Origin of the sequence: Stackebrandtia nassauensis DSM 44728, from assembly GCF_000024545.1 — a bacterium.
Classification (GTDB): Bacteria; Actinomycetota; Actinomycetes; order Mycobacteriales; family Micromonosporaceae; genus Stackebrandtia; species Stackebrandtia nassauensis.
In genome coordinates this window covers 2,262,585-2,280,176 of record NC_013947.1, presented here as the reverse complement: position 1 = coordinate 2,280,176, position 17,592 = coordinate 2,262,585, and the positions used below count along the sequence as shown (strand labels likewise).

General features: G+C 69.6%; 17 protein-coding genes. 4 read left to right on the top strand and 13 right to left on the bottom strand.

Features of this window, described 5'->3' with window-relative positions; genetic code table 11:
• The first annotated feature begins 43 nt into the window (after positions 1-43).
• Positions 44-1,486: a serine/threonine-protein kinase gene (locus SNAS_RS10595; protein ID WP_013017414.1), complete on the top strand. Its 1,443-nt coding sequence runs from the start codon at positions 44-46 to the stop codon at positions 1,484-1,486.
• A gap of 17 nt (positions 1,487-1,503) precedes the next feature.
• Positions 1,504-1,962 (top strand): hypothetical protein, encoded by a 459-nt coding sequence (locus SNAS_RS10590; protein ID WP_013017413.1) that lies wholly within the window; start codon positions 1,504-1,506, stop codon positions 1,960-1,962.
• Positions 1,963-1,971: 9 nt separating this feature from the next.
• Here the strand turns inward: SNAS_RS10590 and ptsP are convergent, their stop codons facing one another.
• From ptsP to SNAS_RS10530, 12 genes are all read right to left on the bottom strand, one after another.
• Complete coding sequence (ptsP, locus tag SNAS_RS10585; protein WP_013017412.1) at positions 1,972-3,588, bottom strand: phosphoenolpyruvate--protein phosphotransferase; 1,617 nt, start codon at positions 3,586-3,588, stop codon at positions 1,972-1,974.
• A gap of 187 nt (positions 3,589-3,775) precedes the next feature.
• Positions 3,776-4,060, bottom strand: coding sequence for an HPr family phosphocarrier protein (locus SNAS_RS10580; RefSeq protein WP_013017411.1), 285 nt, complete (start codon positions 4,058-4,060; stop codon positions 3,776-3,778).
• Between the two features lie 11 nt (positions 4,061-4,071).
• The gene (locus SNAS_RS10575) at positions 4,072-5,112 is read right to left on the bottom strand and encodes a zinc-dependent dehydrogenase (protein WP_013017410.1); all 1,041 of its coding nucleotides are present in this window, start codon (positions 5,110-5,112) and stop codon (positions 4,072-4,074) included.
• Positions 5,109-5,555 carry a PTS mannitol transporter subunit IIA gene (locus tag SNAS_RS10570; protein WP_013017409.1) on the bottom strand — a complete coding sequence of 149 codons (447 nt, stop codon included), beginning with the start codon at positions 5,553-5,555 and terminating at the stop codon, positions 5,109-5,111. Before SNAS_RS10570 ends, SNAS_RS10575 begins: the two co-directional genes overlap by 4 nt.
• The gene (locus tag SNAS_RS10565) at positions 5,548-7,020 is read right to left on the bottom strand and encodes a PTS transporter subunit EIIC (RefSeq protein WP_013017408.1); all 1,473 of its coding nucleotides are present in this window, start codon (positions 7,018-7,020) and stop codon (positions 5,548-5,550) included. The genes SNAS_RS10570 and SNAS_RS10565 overlap by 8 nt, the downstream gene beginning before the upstream one ends.
• Before the next feature lie 52 nt (positions 7,021-7,072).
• The gene (gene pfkB, locus SNAS_RS10560; RefSeq protein ID WP_013017407.1) at positions 7,073-8,014 is read right to left on the bottom strand and encodes a 1-phosphofructokinase; all 942 of its coding nucleotides are present in this window, start codon (positions 8,012-8,014) and stop codon (positions 7,073-7,075) included.
• A complete protein-coding gene (locus SNAS_RS10555; protein ID WP_013017406.1) occupies positions 8,011-8,772 on the bottom strand; it encodes a DeoR/GlpR family DNA-binding transcription regulator in 762 nt (253 codons plus the stop codon). Before SNAS_RS10555 ends, pfkB begins: the two co-directional genes overlap by 4 nt.
• A 99-nt stretch (positions 8,773-8,871) precedes the next feature.
• On the bottom strand, positions 8,872-9,966 hold the full coding sequence (locus tag SNAS_RS10550) for a hypothetical protein (protein WP_013017405.1): 1,095 nt from the start codon (positions 9,964-9,966) through the stop codon (positions 8,872-8,874).
• Positions 9,959-10,396 (bottom strand): hypothetical protein, encoded by a 438-nt coding sequence (locus tag SNAS_RS10545; protein WP_013017404.1) that lies wholly within the window; start codon positions 10,394-10,396, stop codon positions 9,959-9,961. Before SNAS_RS10545 ends, SNAS_RS10550 begins: the two co-directional genes overlap by 8 nt.
• Complete coding sequence (locus SNAS_RS32640; RefSeq protein WP_013017403.1) at positions 10,393-10,941, bottom strand: hypothetical protein; 549 nt, start codon at positions 10,939-10,941, stop codon at positions 10,393-10,395. The genes SNAS_RS10545 and SNAS_RS32640 overlap by 4 nt, the downstream gene beginning before the upstream one ends.
• Positions 10,942-12,807, bottom strand: coding sequence for a hypothetical protein (locus SNAS_RS10535; protein WP_013017402.1), 1,866 nt, complete (start codon positions 12,805-12,807; stop codon positions 10,942-10,944). It abuts the gene before it with no gap.
• Positions 12,804-13,247, bottom strand: coding sequence for a hypothetical protein (locus SNAS_RS10530; protein ID WP_013017401.1), 444 nt, complete (start codon positions 13,245-13,247; stop codon positions 12,804-12,806). The genes SNAS_RS10535 and SNAS_RS10530 overlap by 4 nt, the downstream gene beginning before the upstream one ends.
• A gap of 350 nt (positions 13,248-13,597) precedes the next feature.
• Between SNAS_RS10530 and SNAS_RS10525 the strand changes: the two genes are divergently transcribed.
• Both SNAS_RS10525 and SNAS_RS10520 read left to right on the top strand, forming a co-directional pair.
• Positions 13,598-14,767, top strand: a complete 1,170-nt coding sequence (locus SNAS_RS10525) for an ATP-grasp domain-containing protein (RefSeq protein WP_169313871.1) — start codon at positions 13,598-13,600, stop codon at positions 14,765-14,767.
• On the top strand, positions 14,764-15,711 hold the full coding sequence (locus SNAS_RS10520) for a DMT family transporter (protein ID WP_013017399.1): 948 nt from the start codon (positions 14,764-14,766) through the stop codon (positions 15,709-15,711). Before SNAS_RS10525 ends, SNAS_RS10520 begins: the two co-directional genes overlap by 4 nt.
• Before the next feature lie 13 nt (positions 15,712-15,724).
• On the opposite strand, the gene SNAS_RS10515 is transcribed toward SNAS_RS10520, so the two are convergent.
• Positions 15,725-17,533 carry a glycoside hydrolase family 15 protein gene (locus tag SNAS_RS10515; protein ID WP_013017398.1) on the bottom strand — a complete coding sequence of 603 codons (1,809 nt, stop codon included), beginning with the start codon at positions 17,531-17,533 and terminating at the stop codon, positions 15,725-15,727.
• Positions 17,534-17,592: the final 59 nt, after the last annotated feature.

Genomic DNA, 17,592 nt, shown 5'->3' with positions numbered 1-17,592 from the left:
CCATAATCAGCCACCAGCATCTGCCAACGAGAGGAACTTGATCGTGCGCGGCTCAATGGTGGCTGGTCGCTACCGTCTGGACGACCGGATTGCTAGCGGCGGTCAGGGCGAGGTGTGGCGTGGCTTCGACACCCGGCTGGAACGTCCGGTGGCGATCAAACTACTGCACTCGGGGCTTTCTGGCAATGAGCGCTTCCGCACTCGCTTCCACCAGGAGGCCAAGGCGGTGGCGGCGCTGCAGGCGCCCGGAATCGTCGGTTTGTACGACTACGGCGAGGACCAGACCGCGGACGGAATCTCGTCCTATCTGGTCATGGAGTTGGTCAACGGTCCGTCGCTGGCCAACCTGATCCGGGAACGCGGACGGCTCGACCCGCGCGAGGCGATGCGGATCGTCGCCGAGACCGCCGACGCCCTGGAATCGGCGCACCGGGTCGGTCTCGTGCACCGGGATATCAAGCCCGCCAACATCCTCATCACCTCCGACGGTCACCCCAAGATCGTGGACTTCGGTATCGCGCGTGCCAAGGGCGAGGCGGGACTGACCGAGACCGGCATGGTGATGGGCACGGTGGCCTACGCGTCGCCGGAGCAGTTGTGCGACAACAACCTCACCGGTTCCTCCGACATCTACTCGCTGGGCATCGTGGCGCACGAGTGCCTCAGCGGCCGTCAGCCCTTCCACTCCGACTCCCCCGCCGCCGCGATCCAGGCGCAGCTCAACCAGCCGCCGCCCCCGCTGCCCGGTGACATCCCCAAGCCGGTGGCCGACGTGGTGCGCAAGGCGCTGGCCAAGGACCCCCGCGACCGGTGGGCCTCGGCGTCCGAGTTCGCGCAGGCGTGCCGCGACGCGGGTTCCGGCGGCGGCACCACGGTGCTGCTGGCCTCCGCGGCCGCGGCCACGCAGGTCATGCCGCAGAACACCCAGGTGATGCCCCGCAACACCGGCCAGATGGGCCGGGCGGTGCCGCCCCGGCGCCCCGAACCGCCGATGCCGCCGCCGCGCGATCCGGAGCCCGAGGAGAAGAAGGGCAAGGCGGTGCCGATCCTGGCGACGCTGGCGATCGTGGCCGTCCTGGCGGCACTGCTGGTGCTGTGGAGCCCGTGGAGCCGGGGCGAGCCGGAGCCGAACGCCGACAACACGACCTCGGCGAAGAAGGACACCGCGACCTCGGACGAGGAGACCACCGAGGACGAGACCACGGAGGACGAGCCGACCTCGGAGGACGAGCCGACCAGTGACACGCCCACGACGGGGCCGGAGCTGGTCGCGGTGCCGGACAGCACCGGGAAGCTCGCGGGCCAGTACCAGGACGAACTGACCAGTGCCGGACTGCGACCCAGCATGACCGAGGATCCGACCGGACAGGGTCAGGCGTGCTCGATCACCTCTGTCGATCCCGAACCGGGAACCGAGGTCGCCCAGGATTCCGTGGTGACGGTGACGTTCATCGGCACCGCGGCGGATTGCGACGTCGACAGCTGACGAGATGAGGCGCGTCCATGAGCCAGGTGACACCGCGACCTGAGGACCGGCCGGACAGGAGCGGCAGGACGCCGCTGATTCTGGCGGTGGTCGCGGTGATCGCCGTCGTGGGCGCGGTGCTGGTGCTGTGGAGCCCGTGGGACGGCGGCGGGCCCGAACCGGCCCCCAGCGGCTCGACGTCGGCGTCGAAGGGCCCTGAGACCTCTGAGTCGGAACCGGAGCCGAGTCCTTCGGACAGCGGGAAAGCCACGGACGACGCGGAGGTCGAGCGCGTCCCGACGGTCATCGGGATGCCGGTGCAGCTGGCCTACCGGGAGGTCAAGGACAAGTTCAGCGACGTGCGTCTCGTCGCGGACGCGAACGGCGCCGGTGAGGCGTGCGTGGTGTTCGCGCAGGATCCCGAGTCGGGTGAGCATCCGAGGAGCACGACCGTCACGCTCACCTACGCGGGCACCGAGTCCGAGTGCGGCACCTGAGGCGTCGGGTCAGTCCTTGACCAGGGCGCCGCTCAACGCGGCTCCCGCCAGGTCCCGGCATTCGTCCATGGTGTGCCGAGACAGGGCGTGACGGACGGCCGCCAGCGCGCGAGCCGACATCGACAGGCTCGTCACCCCCAGGCCGGTCAACACGACGGCGAGGTCGGGGCGGGCGGCGGCTTCGCCGCAGACACCGACCGGGGTGCCGCTGGCGGCCCCGGCTTCGGCACAGCGGGCGATGAGCCGCAGCAGGGCCGGTTGGGCGGGGTCGAGCAGGTCGGGCATGGCCGAGGACTGCCGGTCGGCGGCGAACAGGTACTGGCTCAGGTCGTTGGAGCCGATGCTGAGGAAGTCGACGACTTCGACGAGGTCTTCGGCGAGCAAGGCGATGGCGGGCACCTCGACCATGACACCGACCTTCTCCAGTCCGGCCCAGCGGGCCCGGGCGGCGAAGTCGGAGGCTTCGGCGACGGTGGACACCATCGGGGCCATGACGCGCACGTCGGCTCCGGTGTCGGAGGCGGCTTCGGCGATCGCCGACAGCTGGGTGTCCAATATGTTGGGTTGCTGGCGGGCCAGCCGCAGACCCCGGACTCCCAGGGCGGGGTTGGGTTCGCCGGTCTGGGACAGGAACGGCAGCGGCTTGTCGGCACCGGCGTCCAATGTGCGCACGACGATGGGGCGGTCGCCCATCGCCTCGAACACCTCGCGGTAGGCGGTGTTCTGCTCGGTCAGGGTGGGGGCGGTGGTGCGGTCCAGGTAGAGCAGTTCGGTGCGGAACAGGCCGACGCCCTCGTAGTCGCCGTCGGACGGCAGGTCGGCGGCGGAGCCGATGTTGGCCAGCAGCGCGACCCGGTGGCCGTCGGAGGTCCGGCCGGGGCCGGTGGCGGTGGCCTCGGCCTGGCGGCGGGACTGTTCGGCGGCGACGACCCGGGCCACCTCCGCGTCGTCGACGGCGGTGGTGACGGTGCCCTCGGTTCCGTCCACACTGATCAGTGTGTCGTCGTCGAGGTCGAGGACGTTCGGACAGCCGACGACGGCCGGTAGTCCGGCGGCGCGGGCCAGGATGGCGGTGTGGCTGGTGGGGCCGCCGGTCTCGGTGACCAGTGCCAGCACCATGGACGTGTCGAGGCCCGCCGTGTCGGCCGGGGCCAGGTCGGCGGCGACCAGGATGAAGGGGTGACCGGGATCGGGGATGCCGGGGCTGGGTTGGCCGAGGCAGTGCGCGACGGCGCGGTTGCGCAGGTCGTCCAGGTCGCTGACGCGTTCGGCGAGGAAACCACCGGCCGCCTGGAACGCCTCGCGGTGGACCGCGATGGCGGCGTCGATGGCGTGCGGCGCGTCGGCTCCGTTGCCGATGTTGGTGGTGATGGCCTCGGCGAGCATGGGGTCCTCGACGATCATCGCCTCGGCGTTGAGGATGTCGGCTCCGGCGCCGGTGGTGGCGGCGGCGCGGGCGCGCAGGGTTCGCGCCACCGCCGCCAGGGCCTCGGCCGCGCGGGCCTTCTCGGCGTCGGTGTCGGTGACCGGCGCCGGTGCGGGCAGTCGGGGTGGCGGGGCGAGTTTGCGGACCGGTCCGGCCGCCAGGCCGGGGCTGACTCCGATGCCGCGCAGGGTTTCTGACATGTCCGGCTCCGTTTCCGGTGGCGACTGCGGCCCGGCGGTTGGCGGGGCGTCCACTGCCACAGTGGACGCCGGTGCTGGTTTCCGCTCCGCCGGGCCGGGCTGGGGTTCCGGGACCGGGGGCCGGGGCGGCGTGCTGGTGCTCGCCGCCTCCCCTCCAGTGGCCCGCGTCGGTTCCGGTGGTGGCCGTTCAGGCATTGTCGGGTTCCGCGTCGAGGTCCCGGGCCAGCAGTGCGGCCAGGGTGTCCAAAGCGGAGTCGGCCTCGGGTCCGTCGTCGGCCTCCAACGTGACCTCGGTGCCCTGGTGGGCGCCCAGCGCCATGACGGCCAGCAGGCTGCGCGCCGGTACCGCGGCCTTGGCCGCCGTGCTGATGCGGACCTCGACGGGCTGTTCGGACGCGGCTTCGACGAACAGCTTCGCCGGGCGCGCGTGCAGACCGGAGGACGATCCAATGGTGACGGTTCGGGTGGCCATGGCGTTTCCTTCTAGGGTTCGATGGTGACCTTGATGGCTTCTCCACCTGCGACGATGTCGAAGGCTTCGATCGCGCGGTCCAGTGGCAGCCGGTGGGTGATCAGGTCGGCGACGTTGACGGCGCCCGAGGCGATGAGCCGCAGGGCTTCCGCGTTGTGCGCCGGGGAGGATCCGTTGGCGCCCACGACCGTCAGCTCGCGGTAGTGGACCAGGTTGGCGTCCAGCGAGATGACCGGGTTGTCCTTGGGCAGGCCGCCGAACAGGCTCACCCGGCCGCCGCGGGCCGCGGTCAGCAGCGCCTGTTCCTGGGCGGCACCCGAGGCGGCGGCGACGATGGCGACGTCGATGCCGCGTCCGCCGGTCAGTTCGGCGACGGCCTCGACCAGGTCGGTGTCGCCGCTGCAGATGGTGGCGTCCGGGGAGACGATCCCGGCGGCCAGGTCGAGCCGTTTGCGGCTCAGGTCGGCCAGGAACACCCGCGACGCGCCGCGCGCCCGGGCCAGCCGGACGTGCAGGCAACCGATCGGGCCGGAGCCGATGACCAGGACATCGTCGCCGACACCCACCCGCGCCAGTTCCTGTCCGTTGAGGACACACGCGAGCGGTTCGGCCACCGACGCCTCGGCGAAGCTCAGCTCCTCCGGGATCCGGTTGAGGCCGTCGACGGCGAGCACCTTGGCCGGTACCACCACGTGGCTGGCGAAGCCGCCGTCGTAGTGGTATCCCATGGACTCCTGGTTGGGGCACACCGTCATCCGGCCCGCCTTGCAGATCTCGCACTGTCCACACGGGATCGCGGCGATGACCTGGACCCGGTCGCCGACCGCCCAGTCGGCGACGCCGTCGCCGAGTTCGGCGATCTCACCGGCGATCTCGTGCCCCATGACGCGGGGCGGGACGATGTGGTGGTGCCCGAACCGGGAGATCTTGACGTCGGTGCCGCAGGTGGAGCAGGCGCCGACCCGAAGCAGTACCTCGCCGGGGCCGGGCGAGGGCGCCGGGGCATCCTCAATGGCCACATTGCCGGGCGCGTGGAACCGAACCACCTTCATACCGCACTGTCCTTTCCTATGGATTCCAACAGGTTGAGCACCGTCTGGGCGTCGGTCGCCTCGCGCAGCCGCTCGGCCGAGTCGGGGTCCATCAGGACCTCGGCCAGCGCCGACAACAGCTCGACGTGTCCCTCGCCGCGCGCGGCGATCGCCACGCACACCCTGACCTCGGACCCGCCCCAGTCGACGCCGTCGGGGAACCGCAGCACCGCCAGCGCGTCCCGGGTGATCGCGGACTTGGACGCGACGGTGCCGTGCGGTATCGCCACGCCCTCCCCCACGTAGGTCGAGATGGACTTCTCGCGCTCCAGCATCGCGTCGACGTAGTCCGGTGTCGCCGCGCCGATCTCGACCAGGACCTCGCCGCAGCGGCGGATCGCGGTGTCGCGGTCGGCGGCGGTCTCGGTCAGCCGCACGGCGTTTTCGGTCAGCAGCTCAGACATTCAGGACTCCGCCCTTCTTGATGGTCGCGATCAGCGAGGTCACCGCCGGGTCGCCGAGGAACACCTGGATCGGGATGACCGGTTTGCCGGGGGCCGTGGATCGCGCCCGTTCGGCCAGCCCCTCGTGGCAGATGATCACGTCGGCGTCGGCCGGGATCGCGTCGACCGGGGTGTGTTCCACGGTGACGTCGTGGTCCTTCAGTTGTTTGCGCAGCTGGCTGGCCAGCATGACGCTGGATCCCATTCCGGCGTCGCAGGCGACGACGATCTTGCTGATGTCCTCCACCCGCAGTTCCGCCGCGATCTCGGTCCGGTCGGCGTCGGTTTCGGGACTGGTGGCGGGGGCCGGGATCGCCACCGCGGCACCGGTGTCGGCGGTGGGGGCCGTCTCGACGGCGGCAACAGCCTCGTCGGCGGGGTCGGCCTTGCGTCCGAAGCCCAGCAGCAGCCCGGCGACCGCGAAGGACGCCGCCGCGGCCAGCACGACTCCGGTCATCATCCCGACCAGGTTTCCGGGCGGGGAGGTCAGCCAGAAGGCGAAGATGCTGCCCGGCGCCGGTGCCGAGGTGAGGCCCACGCCGGTGATCATGAAGGTGGCCACGCCGGTGACGCCACCGGCCATGACGGCCAGGATCAGGCGCGGCTTCATGAGCACGTACGGGAAGTAGATCTCGTGGATACCGCCCAGGAACTGGATGGCGATGGCGGCCGGGGTGCTGCCGCGCAGTTTGCGGGGGCCGAAGAACAGGAACGCCAGCAGCAGACCGAGACCCGGGCCGGGGTTCGACTCGATCATGAACAGAATGGACTGTCCGGTTTCCTTGGACTCGACGGTGCCCAGCGGCGTGAACGCGCCGTGGTTGATGGCGTTGTTGAGGAACAGGACCTTGGCCGGTTCCACGATCAGCGAGGCCAGCGGCAGCAGGTTGTGTTCCACCAGCCATTTGACCTGGTCGCCCAGGAACACGGTGACCTTGCTGATGACGGGTCCGATGCCCCACAACCCGAGCATCGCCAGGCCCGCCCCGAGGATCCCGGCCGAGAAGTTGTTGACCAGCATCTCGAAGCCGGGCTTGATCCGGGACTCCAGCGGCTTGTCGATCAGCTTCATCAGGTAGGCGGCCAGTGGGCCCATGATCATGGCGCCCAGGAACATCGGCACGTCGGCACCGACGACGATGCCCACTGTGGCCACGGCGCCGATGACGCCGCCGCGGTGGCCGTGCACCATCCGGCCGCCGGTGTAGGCGATCAGCAGCGGCAGCAGCATCTTGACCATCGGGTCGACGAGTGCGGCCATGGTCTCGTTGGGGATCCAGCCCTTGGGGATGAACAGGGCGGTGATCAGGCCCCAGGCGATGAAGGCGCCGATGTTCGGCATGACCATTCCCGCCATATGGCCGCCGACCCGTTGGATTCTGGCTTTGATGCTGGTGTCCGTCGCTGCGGGGATCTTGTTCGACATTGGGGTACTCCGAGGGGGCGGGTGCCGCGATCGCTGTCCCGGCACCGGTGACTTATGAGTCCATATGAGATAGAGGGGTGAGGTCGCCGGGGCTGATGCGGACGCCGTGCCGGTTCAGGTCGGCCGGGAAGGGCATCCTGCTGCCCGGCAGACTCGCGGCGGCCGACCCCCAGGCCAGCGCCTCGGTCAGCGCCTTGGCACCGGCGGCGCCGGCGGCCAGGAAGCCCGCCAGCATGGCGTCTCCGGCGCCGACGGCGGAGCGGGTGACGACGCTCGGCGGTTCGCCGATGAGGACACCGTCGGCGTCGACCAGCACCGCGCCCTTGGAGCCGAGGCTGGCCAGGACGGATCCCGCGCCCCAGCGGCGCAGTGTCTCGGCCGCGTTGACCACATCGGTCACGGAGTCGAGGGCGACACCGGTGACATCGGACAGTTCGTGCCGGTTGGGTTTGACGAGAGCGGCTCCGGCCCGCGCGGCGGCCCGCAGCGGTTCGCCGCTGGTGTCGACCGCGAGCTTCGCGCCGCCGGACACCAGTTCGCCGCAGAACTCGGTGAAGGCCTCGGGGGTGACGCCCGGCGGCACGGTGCCGCTGACGACGACCCACTCGGCGTCCTCGGCGGCGGCGCGCACGGTGGCGGCCACGACCGTGAGTTCGGTTTCGGCGAGTTCGGGTCCGGATTCGTTGATCTTGGTGACGGTGCCGTCCGGTTCCACCAGCGTCACGTTGGACCTGGTGCGGCCGTCGATCGGCACGGCGGTCAGCCGGACGCCCTCGCCACGCAGCAGCCGCACCAGCTGGTCACCCTCGTCGCCGCCGCAGGGCAGGATGGCGCGGGTGTCGACGCCGTTGGCCACCAGGGCCCGGGATACGTTGACGCCCTTGCCGCCCGGGTCCAGGTGGGTGTGCGCGGCACGGTTGACCCGGCCGTGGGTCAGGGTCTCTATCTCCAGTGTCCGGTCGACACTGGGGTTGAGAGTCACCGTGACGATCATGCCTGCACCACACGGATTCCGGCTTCGTCCAGTTCGGCTCCCAGTTCGGGGTCCAGACCGGTGTCGGTGATGATGACGTCCACATCGGACATGGTTCCGAACCGGGCGAAGTGGTCGGTGCCGACCTTGGTGTGGTCGGCCAGCACCACGACCCGCCGTGCGGCGGCGATCATGGCCCGCTTCGCGGCGGCCTCGGCCTGGTCCGGAGTCGTCAGACCCCGGTCGATGGTGCAGCCGTTGGTGCCCATGAAGGCCACGTCCACGTGCAGGTTCTCCAGTGGACGCAGCGCCCAGTCGTCGACGGTGGCCAGGGTCTTGCCCCGCACCCGGCCGCCGAGCAACAGCACGGTCAGGTTCGGGTTGGGGCCCAGGGTCGCGGCCAGCACCGGCGAGTTGACCACCACGGTCAGCTCACGGTCGGTCGGGATCAGCTGCGCCAGTCGCGCGGTGGTCGTGCCCGCGTCCAGGATGATGGCCCCGTCCTCGGGGATCTCGGCCACCGCGGCCTTGGCGATGCGTTCCTTCTCGGCGGTCAGCACGGTGTCGCGGGTGGCGACCGCGCGCTCGAAACCGATCCGCTCGATCGGGATGGCGCCACCATGGACTCGGCGGACGACCCCGGCGCGTTCCAAGACGGTGAGGTCCCGGCGCACGGTCTCGGCGGTCACGCCGAGAGCCTCGGCGAGGGTGACGACGTCCACCCGGCCTGCCGCGCGCGCCCGCCGCAGGATCTCCTGCTGACGTTCCTCCGCATACATGATGTGGTTTCACCGCCGTTTCTCTTTGATTATTTTGAATTTACGTCTGTTTCTGCCCGATGTCAAGATCCCCGCGGAGTATCAACCGCGACCGTCGCCCTAGCTGCCGCCGGGATGACGGTCGTACACGGTGATGCCGTCCTTGAGTTCCTCGACATCCATTGTGTCCACAATAGCGGGACGCATGGGGGTCAGCTCGGTGCCCTTGTCGATGTCGGGCCCCATGACCAGCGGGTAGACCACGCCCTCGATCTGCTTCAGCGCGTCGAGGACCTTGCCCTCCTCCTCCACCATGGTCTTGTCCGACTCCTCCAGGGCCTTGTACACGTTGTCGATGACGCCCTGGACGGTGTCGGCCCCCAGCGGGACCTCCTTGTCCTCCTCGATGAACTCCGCGCCGATGCCCGTCCCGGCGACCACCGCGGAGGTACCCAGCCCGAACGCCAGCGACGAACCCATCGGACCGAGCAATGTGGCCAGTCCGATGATCGCCGCCAGCGCGATCGCGGCCTCGGAGCCCTTGCTGTCGTCGATGGCCTCGATCGCCTCGACCCCCTGGTCGGCGGTCTTCTTCGCGTCGTAGCGGCGGCGCTTGTAGATCGCCTGCATCCACTCCGCCTGGTGCCGCAGGAAACGCGCCAGGCCGCCCTGGGTCACCGTGATGCGCGGGAACGGCGTCAGGTAGTTGTCGACGAAGGCGTTCTTGAGCTTGCCCTGCCAGTCGGACATGTCCGAGACGGAGGTTCGCAGCAGTTCCAGATCCCCGCCGCCCCCGATCACCGGCGTCTCCTTGGTGGTGTTCTTGGACGGCTCGTAGGCGCCCAGGACGGCCTCCACCTGCTGCATCCTGCTGATCATGGTGTCGAAGTCGTCCGGTTTGGGGGTGTAGACCGCCGCGAACCGCTCCTTGATCTCCTTGGCGCCGTCCTCGATCATCTTGGTCACCTCCTCCCGGGTGTACGGGTACTCGAGCACGTCACCCTCGAAGGACTTCTTGCCCTCGACGCTCCGCCTGGCCTGGTCCGCCTCCTCCTGCGCCTTCTTCTTGGCGACCTCGACCAGCTTGTTCACCGCGTCCTCGAGCTCCTTGTCGGTGGGGCCCTTGACCTTGTCCTCACCGCTCCCCGAACCGTCGCTGCCGCCACTGCCGTTGTTCTCGGAGCCCCGCGCGGGTGGTCTGCTGGTGCTAGTCATCCGCGTGCTCCTCGCTCCAGGAATCGGGCTGGTTGAAGTTGGGACCCTGGTAGTCCTTGGGCGGAGTCCAGTCCACCGGCTCGCTTCCCTCACTCTTGATGATGTTCTCCAGGCCCTTGCCGACCTCGGTGAGTTCCTTGCCGCTGTTGCCGTCCACATGGGCGTAGGCGTCCACGGCACGGTTCAGCGCCGAGGCCGCCGAGGCCAGCGAACCGACGCTGCTGAACAGCGCCCGCTCCAGTTCACACGCCACCGCGGTCCACCATGGATGGCAGCGGCCGAACTTCTCGTCGTTCGGATCGCCGTTGACCTCGTGCACCGCCTTGATCTGCTCCCAGTACACGTTCTCCACCTTGGGGAAGTGGATGTTCGCCACCCGCCACAACTCGTTGAGTTCCACCGCCGTGACGTCGGAGGGAATGTCGTTCATGCCCGTAGCTCCTTGACTGGGGGATTCCGCGGCTGGAAGCTGACACCGTAGTGCTTGGCGCGCAGGTCCGCCGTCGCGAATCGATATTCCGTGATCATCGTGTTGTAAGCGTCCATCAGCTCCGCGACGAACTGATCTTCATCCAATTTGGACAACGTTCCCTGGCGGATGACGACATGCCAGGACGTCATCCCGGTGTTCTGGATGTAGATCCAACCGTCCGTCGACATTCCCGTGACGGTGGTCGCGGCCTGCTCCTGCCGAAACCGGCGCCGGTTGGCGTCCCAGGTCTCCTGCGACCTGCTCACCGGTCGCCCCGTCGCCTCGGCCACCGCCTCGTCGTAGCCGCGCTGATAACCGGTCCACATGCGAAGCGCCAGCCGGGACAGCTGGGTCCCCAGCGAGTACTCGGTGTAGTGACGGTAGGTGTCACCGCGGAACGCGACACTCACCGCGTCGCGGTCCCGCAGCTCACCCTCGATCTGCCCGTCCGGGGAAGTGGCCTTCACCACCATGCTGGCCAGCCGGTCGGCCATGATTCCCATTTAGGACGCCTTTCGGGTCGTGATGACGGCCGGGACGGTCACCCGGCGGATCTCCCACTCCGGCTCCGGATCGGGTTGCTGGGGCGCGTTCCCGGGCTGGGTCTTGGCGGCATCGAATGTGGCGAACACCTCCTGACCGGGGCCACGGGAGACCTTACGTCGGGTGCCGCGGTTGATCGCGCTCTCCACGGCACGCCCGCCCTGCTTCGGGATCTTCTTGTAGCGCTGGCCGGGCATGCTCGTGGTGCCGGACCTGGTCTCCCGCCGCGATTCGGCGGTCTGTCCGAACGCGAGGTTGCGCGGCGCGGCCGGGGCGTTGCTCTGCTGCGTGGGCGGAACCGCGGCGTTGCCGAAGGCCAGGCCACCGGCGGGCCGGGCGTTCGCGTACCGCGAGGAAACGAACTCCGACGCGCTGGCGGTGCCGTTGGGACGCAACGAGACCGGCTTGGCGGCGCCCGTGTCGCCCGGCAGCGGCCGCTGGCCCACCCCGAACGGGTGGACGGCGCCGGGGCGAGCGCCCAATGGGGACTGGCCGGGGACCGGGCGGGTGCCCAGCGGCGACTGGCCCGGGACCGGCGGGGTCACCGGACGGTTGACCGACGGCACCATGCCCGGTCCACTGCGGATCCCGCCGGGGCCCGACCCGACGGGCGGCCGGTTCACCGGGGTGGTGCCACCGGGGTACGGCGCGATCGGACGGCTCACCGGCGGCACGACCCCCGGACCGGGCCGGGTACCGATGACCGGACGCACCGTCCCGTTCGGATTCGGCGGCACCGGACGGTTGACCGACGGCACCAGACCCGGACCGGGCCGGGTACCGATGACCGGGCGCGTGATCCCGGTCGGGTTGGGCGGCAACGGTCGCGTCACCGGCGGGGTGATCGTCGGCCGGGTGCCGATGACGGGACGCACCGTCCCGTTCGGGTTCGGTTGCAGCGGACGGGTTGGCACGGGCGTGACCGGTGGCCGGGGTGTCCCGATCACCGGCGGCACGGTCGGCCGGGTCGGCGGCAGCAGCGGACCCGGGCCACCCGTGATCGGCGGGGTCACGATCGGCGGCACCACGGTGACCGGGGGCGCGACCGGGGTCGGGGCCGGGGCCACCGGCGTCGGCGCGGGGGCCACCGGGGCCGGTGGGTTCTGCAGCACCGGGCCCTCGTCATGGGAGGGCACCGTGTCGTGCGGGAACGGCCCGACGGGTGTCGGCTCGCCGCCGGGGTTCGTCGGTTCCTGTTGCGGCTGCTGCTGTTGACCGGGCTCCGACCATGCCGGGTGGCCGGAGGGCGCGGAGGTGGGGGTGGCGCCGTGGGTGGCGGTCCAGCCGCCGTCCGGCTGGTCGTCGGCGGACTTGCGCAGTCCGTTGTAGAACTCCGGCTCGGGCATCTCGTTCGCCGAGGTCAGATAGCCGCTGGTCGCGGTCTGCAGGATCTGCCGGGCCTCCTTGGTGCCGGACTCCTCGGTGCTTTGCCCATTCGACTTCACGTGCAGCTGGTCGATGGTGATGAGCGTTTCGGTCACCTTGGTCGAGAAGTCGTCCATCGAGGTCGCGTTGGTCTCGAAGACCTCGGGGGCCGAACTGGCGGTCGTGAACAGCCGGTTCAGCTCCACCCGCATCATTCCGGCCGAGTCCCCCTTCCACAGCGCGGATTCGGTGTCGACGGGCGCGTCCGGGTTGGCCGGGTCGGCCTCGGAACCGAACAGCATGCGCATCGACTCGCGCATCAGGTCCACATTGTCCTTCAACTGCCCCGACATCTCGCGCAGCACCCGTGCCTGCTCGGCCATGTCACCGGCGTGCTCGGCGTCGCTGCGCGCCAACTTCAGGATCTCGTCGAGGTTCAAGCTCTCATACTCGGTGTTCATTTCCCGCCCTCCAGTCCGAACCAGTCCACCGACTCCGGCTCCTCACCGTTGACGACGAGCGCGACACTGTGCAGCCCCTCGACCGCCTTGTTCAGGTCCGCCGCGTTGATGGCGTCGCCGTCGCCAAGGGATCCGGCCATCTTGGCCATGACGATGGCCATGGCGCGCAGGCCCTCCTCGACGGCCTCGTAGGCGTCACCGCAGGAGCGGATCTTCTGGGCGATGGTCTCGCCCGCCCGCGACCCCGAATGCTCGAACGGGGGTATTCCGATGGCGACCTTGACGTCGTCCTTCACCTTGACCACGGGGCTGACTCCGTCGCCGTTGGCGAGCCGGGCCAGCAGCTGTGGCCGTTGCTCGCGCAGCTGCTCCGCCGCGATCCGCAGTCGTTCCGCGTAGCCCTGAACCTGCGCGATATTGATGTCTATGGAGTTGGTCATGGGCTCGTCTGTTCCTCCTAGGCACCCGCCCGGATGCCCGAATCGGTGTTCAAGATCTTTGTTTAAGCCCGAACATGACTGTTCTGTTGTGCATTTAACCCCATTGCGGGCCAAATCGCAAGCTTCGGAAACAATCGGAACATTAAATCATGAGCACGTTTCACAGTCGTGCCAAGGAATTCGCGGCCGCTCGACACCTGCGTACATACTCGAGATCGGCAAATCCACCCCTCTCGATCCCATCGTCTGCGGATCGACCATCGGCGAAATGGAGGTTCACTATGCGTGTCGCCTTGGTAAATCTGACTTCCAACGGCCGTCACCTGGCGAACGCCCTGGCAGAACGAGGCGTGTCAACGGTTCACGTGTACCAGCCGGAGCTTCGGCACTTCTGCGACTCCGGTCTGTTCGCGGCCGAGGACGAGATTCCGCACGAGTCCTTCACCGACACCACCCAGACCCTCAAGCGACTGCGGGTCCACGCGGTGCTGGCGGGCGGGGAACTGGGCGTGACCCTCTCGGAGGAACTCGCCGCCGCCCTGGCCCTCCCCCACAACGAGCTCTCCCGGACCCGGGCGCGACGCGACAAGTTCGCCATGGCCCGAACCCTGCGGCGACACGGCATCCCGGTCGCGCGAACCGAACGGATCAGCGGCCTCGGCGAACTGGGCCCGGCGCTGCGGCGCATCGGCCGGTGGCCGATCGTGGTGAAACCCGTCGGCAGCGCCGCCAGCGACGGGGTCACCGTCTGCCGCTCGGAGTCGCGGCTGCGCGAAGCCGTCGCGGGCCTTCTCAACACCCGCAACCTGATGGACCAGCAGAACACCTCGGTCCTGTTGCAGGAGTACCTCGACGGTCCACAGTATAGTATCGATTCCGTCTCCCGGAACGGCCGTCATCTGCCGTGCGCCGTCACCGTCCACCGGTTCGAGGACGTGGATGGTTTCCCGCTGTGGCGCGGTCGCCGCAGCCTGACCCGGCTCGACGCGGCCGAGCACGGCATCGTCGACTACACGCTGCGCTGCCTGGACGCCCTGGGCATCACGGATTCCGCCTCGAACGCCGAAGTCCGGCTGACCGCGAACGGACCCCGGCTGGTGGAGGTGAACGCCCGGCTCGGCGGCCCGGCGTTGCCCACCGACCTGTTCTTCCGCGCCTTCGGGTACAGCCCCGCCACCCTGCTCGCCGACTCCATACTCGACAACGAGAGTTTCACCGGCCGTCTCGGCCGCCCCTACGCGCCCAAACGCTGCATGGCCACCGTGGCACTGGTCCCCCCGGCCGACGGTATCGTCCGAGCCATGCCCGGTCTGGACGCCATCCGCGACCTGCCCACCTTCCACAGTCTCGCGAAACTTCCCGCCGTCGGTTCCGTCATCGAGAACCGGCTGCTCAACCTGGCCAACGGCGGCGTCGCCTGTTTCATCGACGAGGACCCCGACGCGGTGGCCGTCGACGTCGAACAACTCCACCGGATCGAAGCGGAGTCCCGACTGTTCGTCATGGACACCGCCCCATGAAGTACGCCCTCCTCATCATCGCGGCGGCCGCCCTGCAGGCCACCGGCAACGGCCTGCTGACCGGCAACATCGACGGTTCCGAGAGCATCGTGCTGTCGTTCTGCGCCTTCGGTTCCTCGGCGATCATCTTCGGTCTGCTCAACCAGCGCCGCCGCCTCACCAGCACCGCGGCCCCGCCGCCCGGCAACGTCCGGGTGCCGCTGCTGCTGATGAACATCGCCACCGCCCTGGCCTTCATCGGCCTGTACTGGTCCTACTCGATGTTCCCGGCCCCGCTGGCCTCGGCGACCGGGATCGCGATCGGGCCGCTGTCGGTGTCGCTCATCGACCGGCTGACCGGCGGCTCCCGCCGCTCCAACGGCGAACTGGTCGTCGGCGCGGTCTCGCTCGGTCTGGTCCTGGCGGTGGCCAGTCGCTCCATCTCGCTGGGAACCGTCGCGCTGGACGGCGCGTTCGTGCTGGGCTTCGGCATCGCCATCGCCGCCGGGGCGCTGTTCGCCTGCATCCCGATCCTGTCCCACCGGCTGGGCACCACGGGCGTGGGACCGGTGCGGATCCTGGCGCACCGCTACCACCTGACCTACATCGCGGCCTTCGCGATCCTCATGGCCACACCGCATGCCGCGATGGACACGATCACCGGCCCGCGGCTGCCGTTCATCGCGTGCGTCGCGCTGATCGGCGTCGCGCTGCCGATCTTCCTGCTGCAACTGAGCATGAAGCACGTCCAGCCGGTGTTCCTGGCGCTGATCTTCTCGATCCAGCCCAGCCTCACCTATCTGGCGGCGGTCGTGGCCACCGAGCTGCGGTTCGACGCGATCTCGTTCGTGCTCATCAACGCGAGCCTGTGCGTCGCCTTCGGCGGACCGCTGCTGCTGCACCGGCGGGAACGGGCCCGCCGGGCACGTCCGGCACTGCGACCCACTACCACGACGACGGCCTGAGGCCCGCGCCGGTTCAGTCGGTGTCCTGCTGGCTTCCGGACGCGGAGGTGCGGGTCGCGCTGCCACTGAGCTGGCGCGCGGAGTTGACCAGGCCGACCAGGCTGAACGCCTGCGGCGTGTTCCCCAGCTGCCTGCCCAGCCGGGTGTCGTACTGCTCGGCGAGCATGCCGACGTCGTTGCGCAGGTCGAGCAACCGCTCGAACAGCTCGTGGGCCTCGGCCCGCTTTCCCATGCCGTGCAAGGCGTCCACCAGCCAGAAGCTGCACGCCAGGAAGGCGCCCTCGTCGCCGGGGAGCCCGTCGACGTTGCCGTCCTCCTGCGGCCGGTACCGCAGCAGCAGCCCGTCGACGCACAGTTCCCGCTGCACGGCCTCGACCGTCCCGGCCACCCTCGGGTCGTCCCAGGGCAGGAACCCCACCCGCGGGATCAGCAGCAGCGCCGCGTCCAGGCCGCGGGATCCGTAGAACTGCGTGAACGTGCCCCGCTCGGCGTCGAAGCCCTGTTCGCAGACCTCGGCGTGGATCCGGTCGCACAGGCCGCGCCACCGTTTGGCCTCGCCGGGCAGTCCGAACTTCTCCACGGCGGTGACCGCGCGGTCGAAGCCCGCCCACGCCATGATCTTGGAGTGCGTGAAATGCCGACGCGGGCCGCGTATCTCCCACAGCCCGTTGTCGGGTTCGCGCCAGTTGTCCTCGAGGAACTCCAGCAGCGCCCGTTGCAGGTCCCAGCCCGCCTCGGTGGCGGCCAGCCCCGCCTCACGGGCCTGGTGCATGCAGTCCAGCACCTCGCCCCACACGTCGAGCTGAAGCTGTTCGGAGGCGGCGTTGCCGACCCGCACCGGGGTCGAGCCCTCGTAGCCGCTCAGCCAGTCCAGGGTGTACTCCGGGATCCGGCGGGTGCCGTCGAGGGCGTACATGATCTGAAGGTCCGATGGGCCGCCGGCGATGGCCCGCAGCAACCATTCCCGCCAGGCCGCGGCCTCGTCCACGTATCCGGTGCCCAGCAACGCCTGCAGGGTGAAGGCGGCGTCGCGCAGCCAGCAGAACCGGTAGTCCCAGTTGCGGGGCCCGCCGAGTTGTTCCGGCAGCGAGGTCGTCGCGGCGGCCATGATGCCGCCGGTCGGCTGATAGGTCAGCGCCTTGAGGTGCACGAGCGCGCGCCGCACCTCCGGTTGCCACTTGCCCTGGTAGTCGATCTGGTCCAGCCATTCCTCCCAGAAGGAGGCGGTCTCCTCCAGCGCGACCTCCGGCACCACCGGACGCGGGCGCGGTTTGTGCGAGTCCTGGTAGGTCAGCACGAACGGGATCCGCTGTCCCTCCGCGACCGTGAACTCGGCGGTGGAGGCCATGTTCGCCCCGTGCAGCGACACCGGCGTGTTCAGCCACACCGCGTCCGGCCCGGCGACCGCGGCGAGGTCACCGCTGTCGTGCCGCACCCACGGGACCACGCTGCCGTAGTCGAACCGCAGCCGCAGCGTCATCCGCATCGGCACCGAACCCGACAGTCCCTCCACGATGCGCACCACGTCGGCGGCCTCGCCGCGCGGCGGCATGAAGTCGATGACGCGGACCGTCCCCTGTGATGTATCCCATTCGGACTCCAGGATCAGGGTGTCGCCCCGGTACCGGCGCCGGTCGGCGTCGCCCCCGTCGGCGGGGCCCAGCTGCCAGCATCCGGCGGTCTCGTCGTCAAGCAGCGCCGCGAAACACGCGGGCGAGTCGAACCGCGGCAGGCACAGCCAGTCGACGGAGCCGTCCCGGCCCACCAGCGCCGCGGTCTGGGTGTCGCCCAGCAGTGCGTAGTCCTCGACCTTGCGCGGCATCACGGCTCCTCACCTCAGGCTCCCGTCGAGCCTAATGGGATCACCGCGGACGCGTCCGC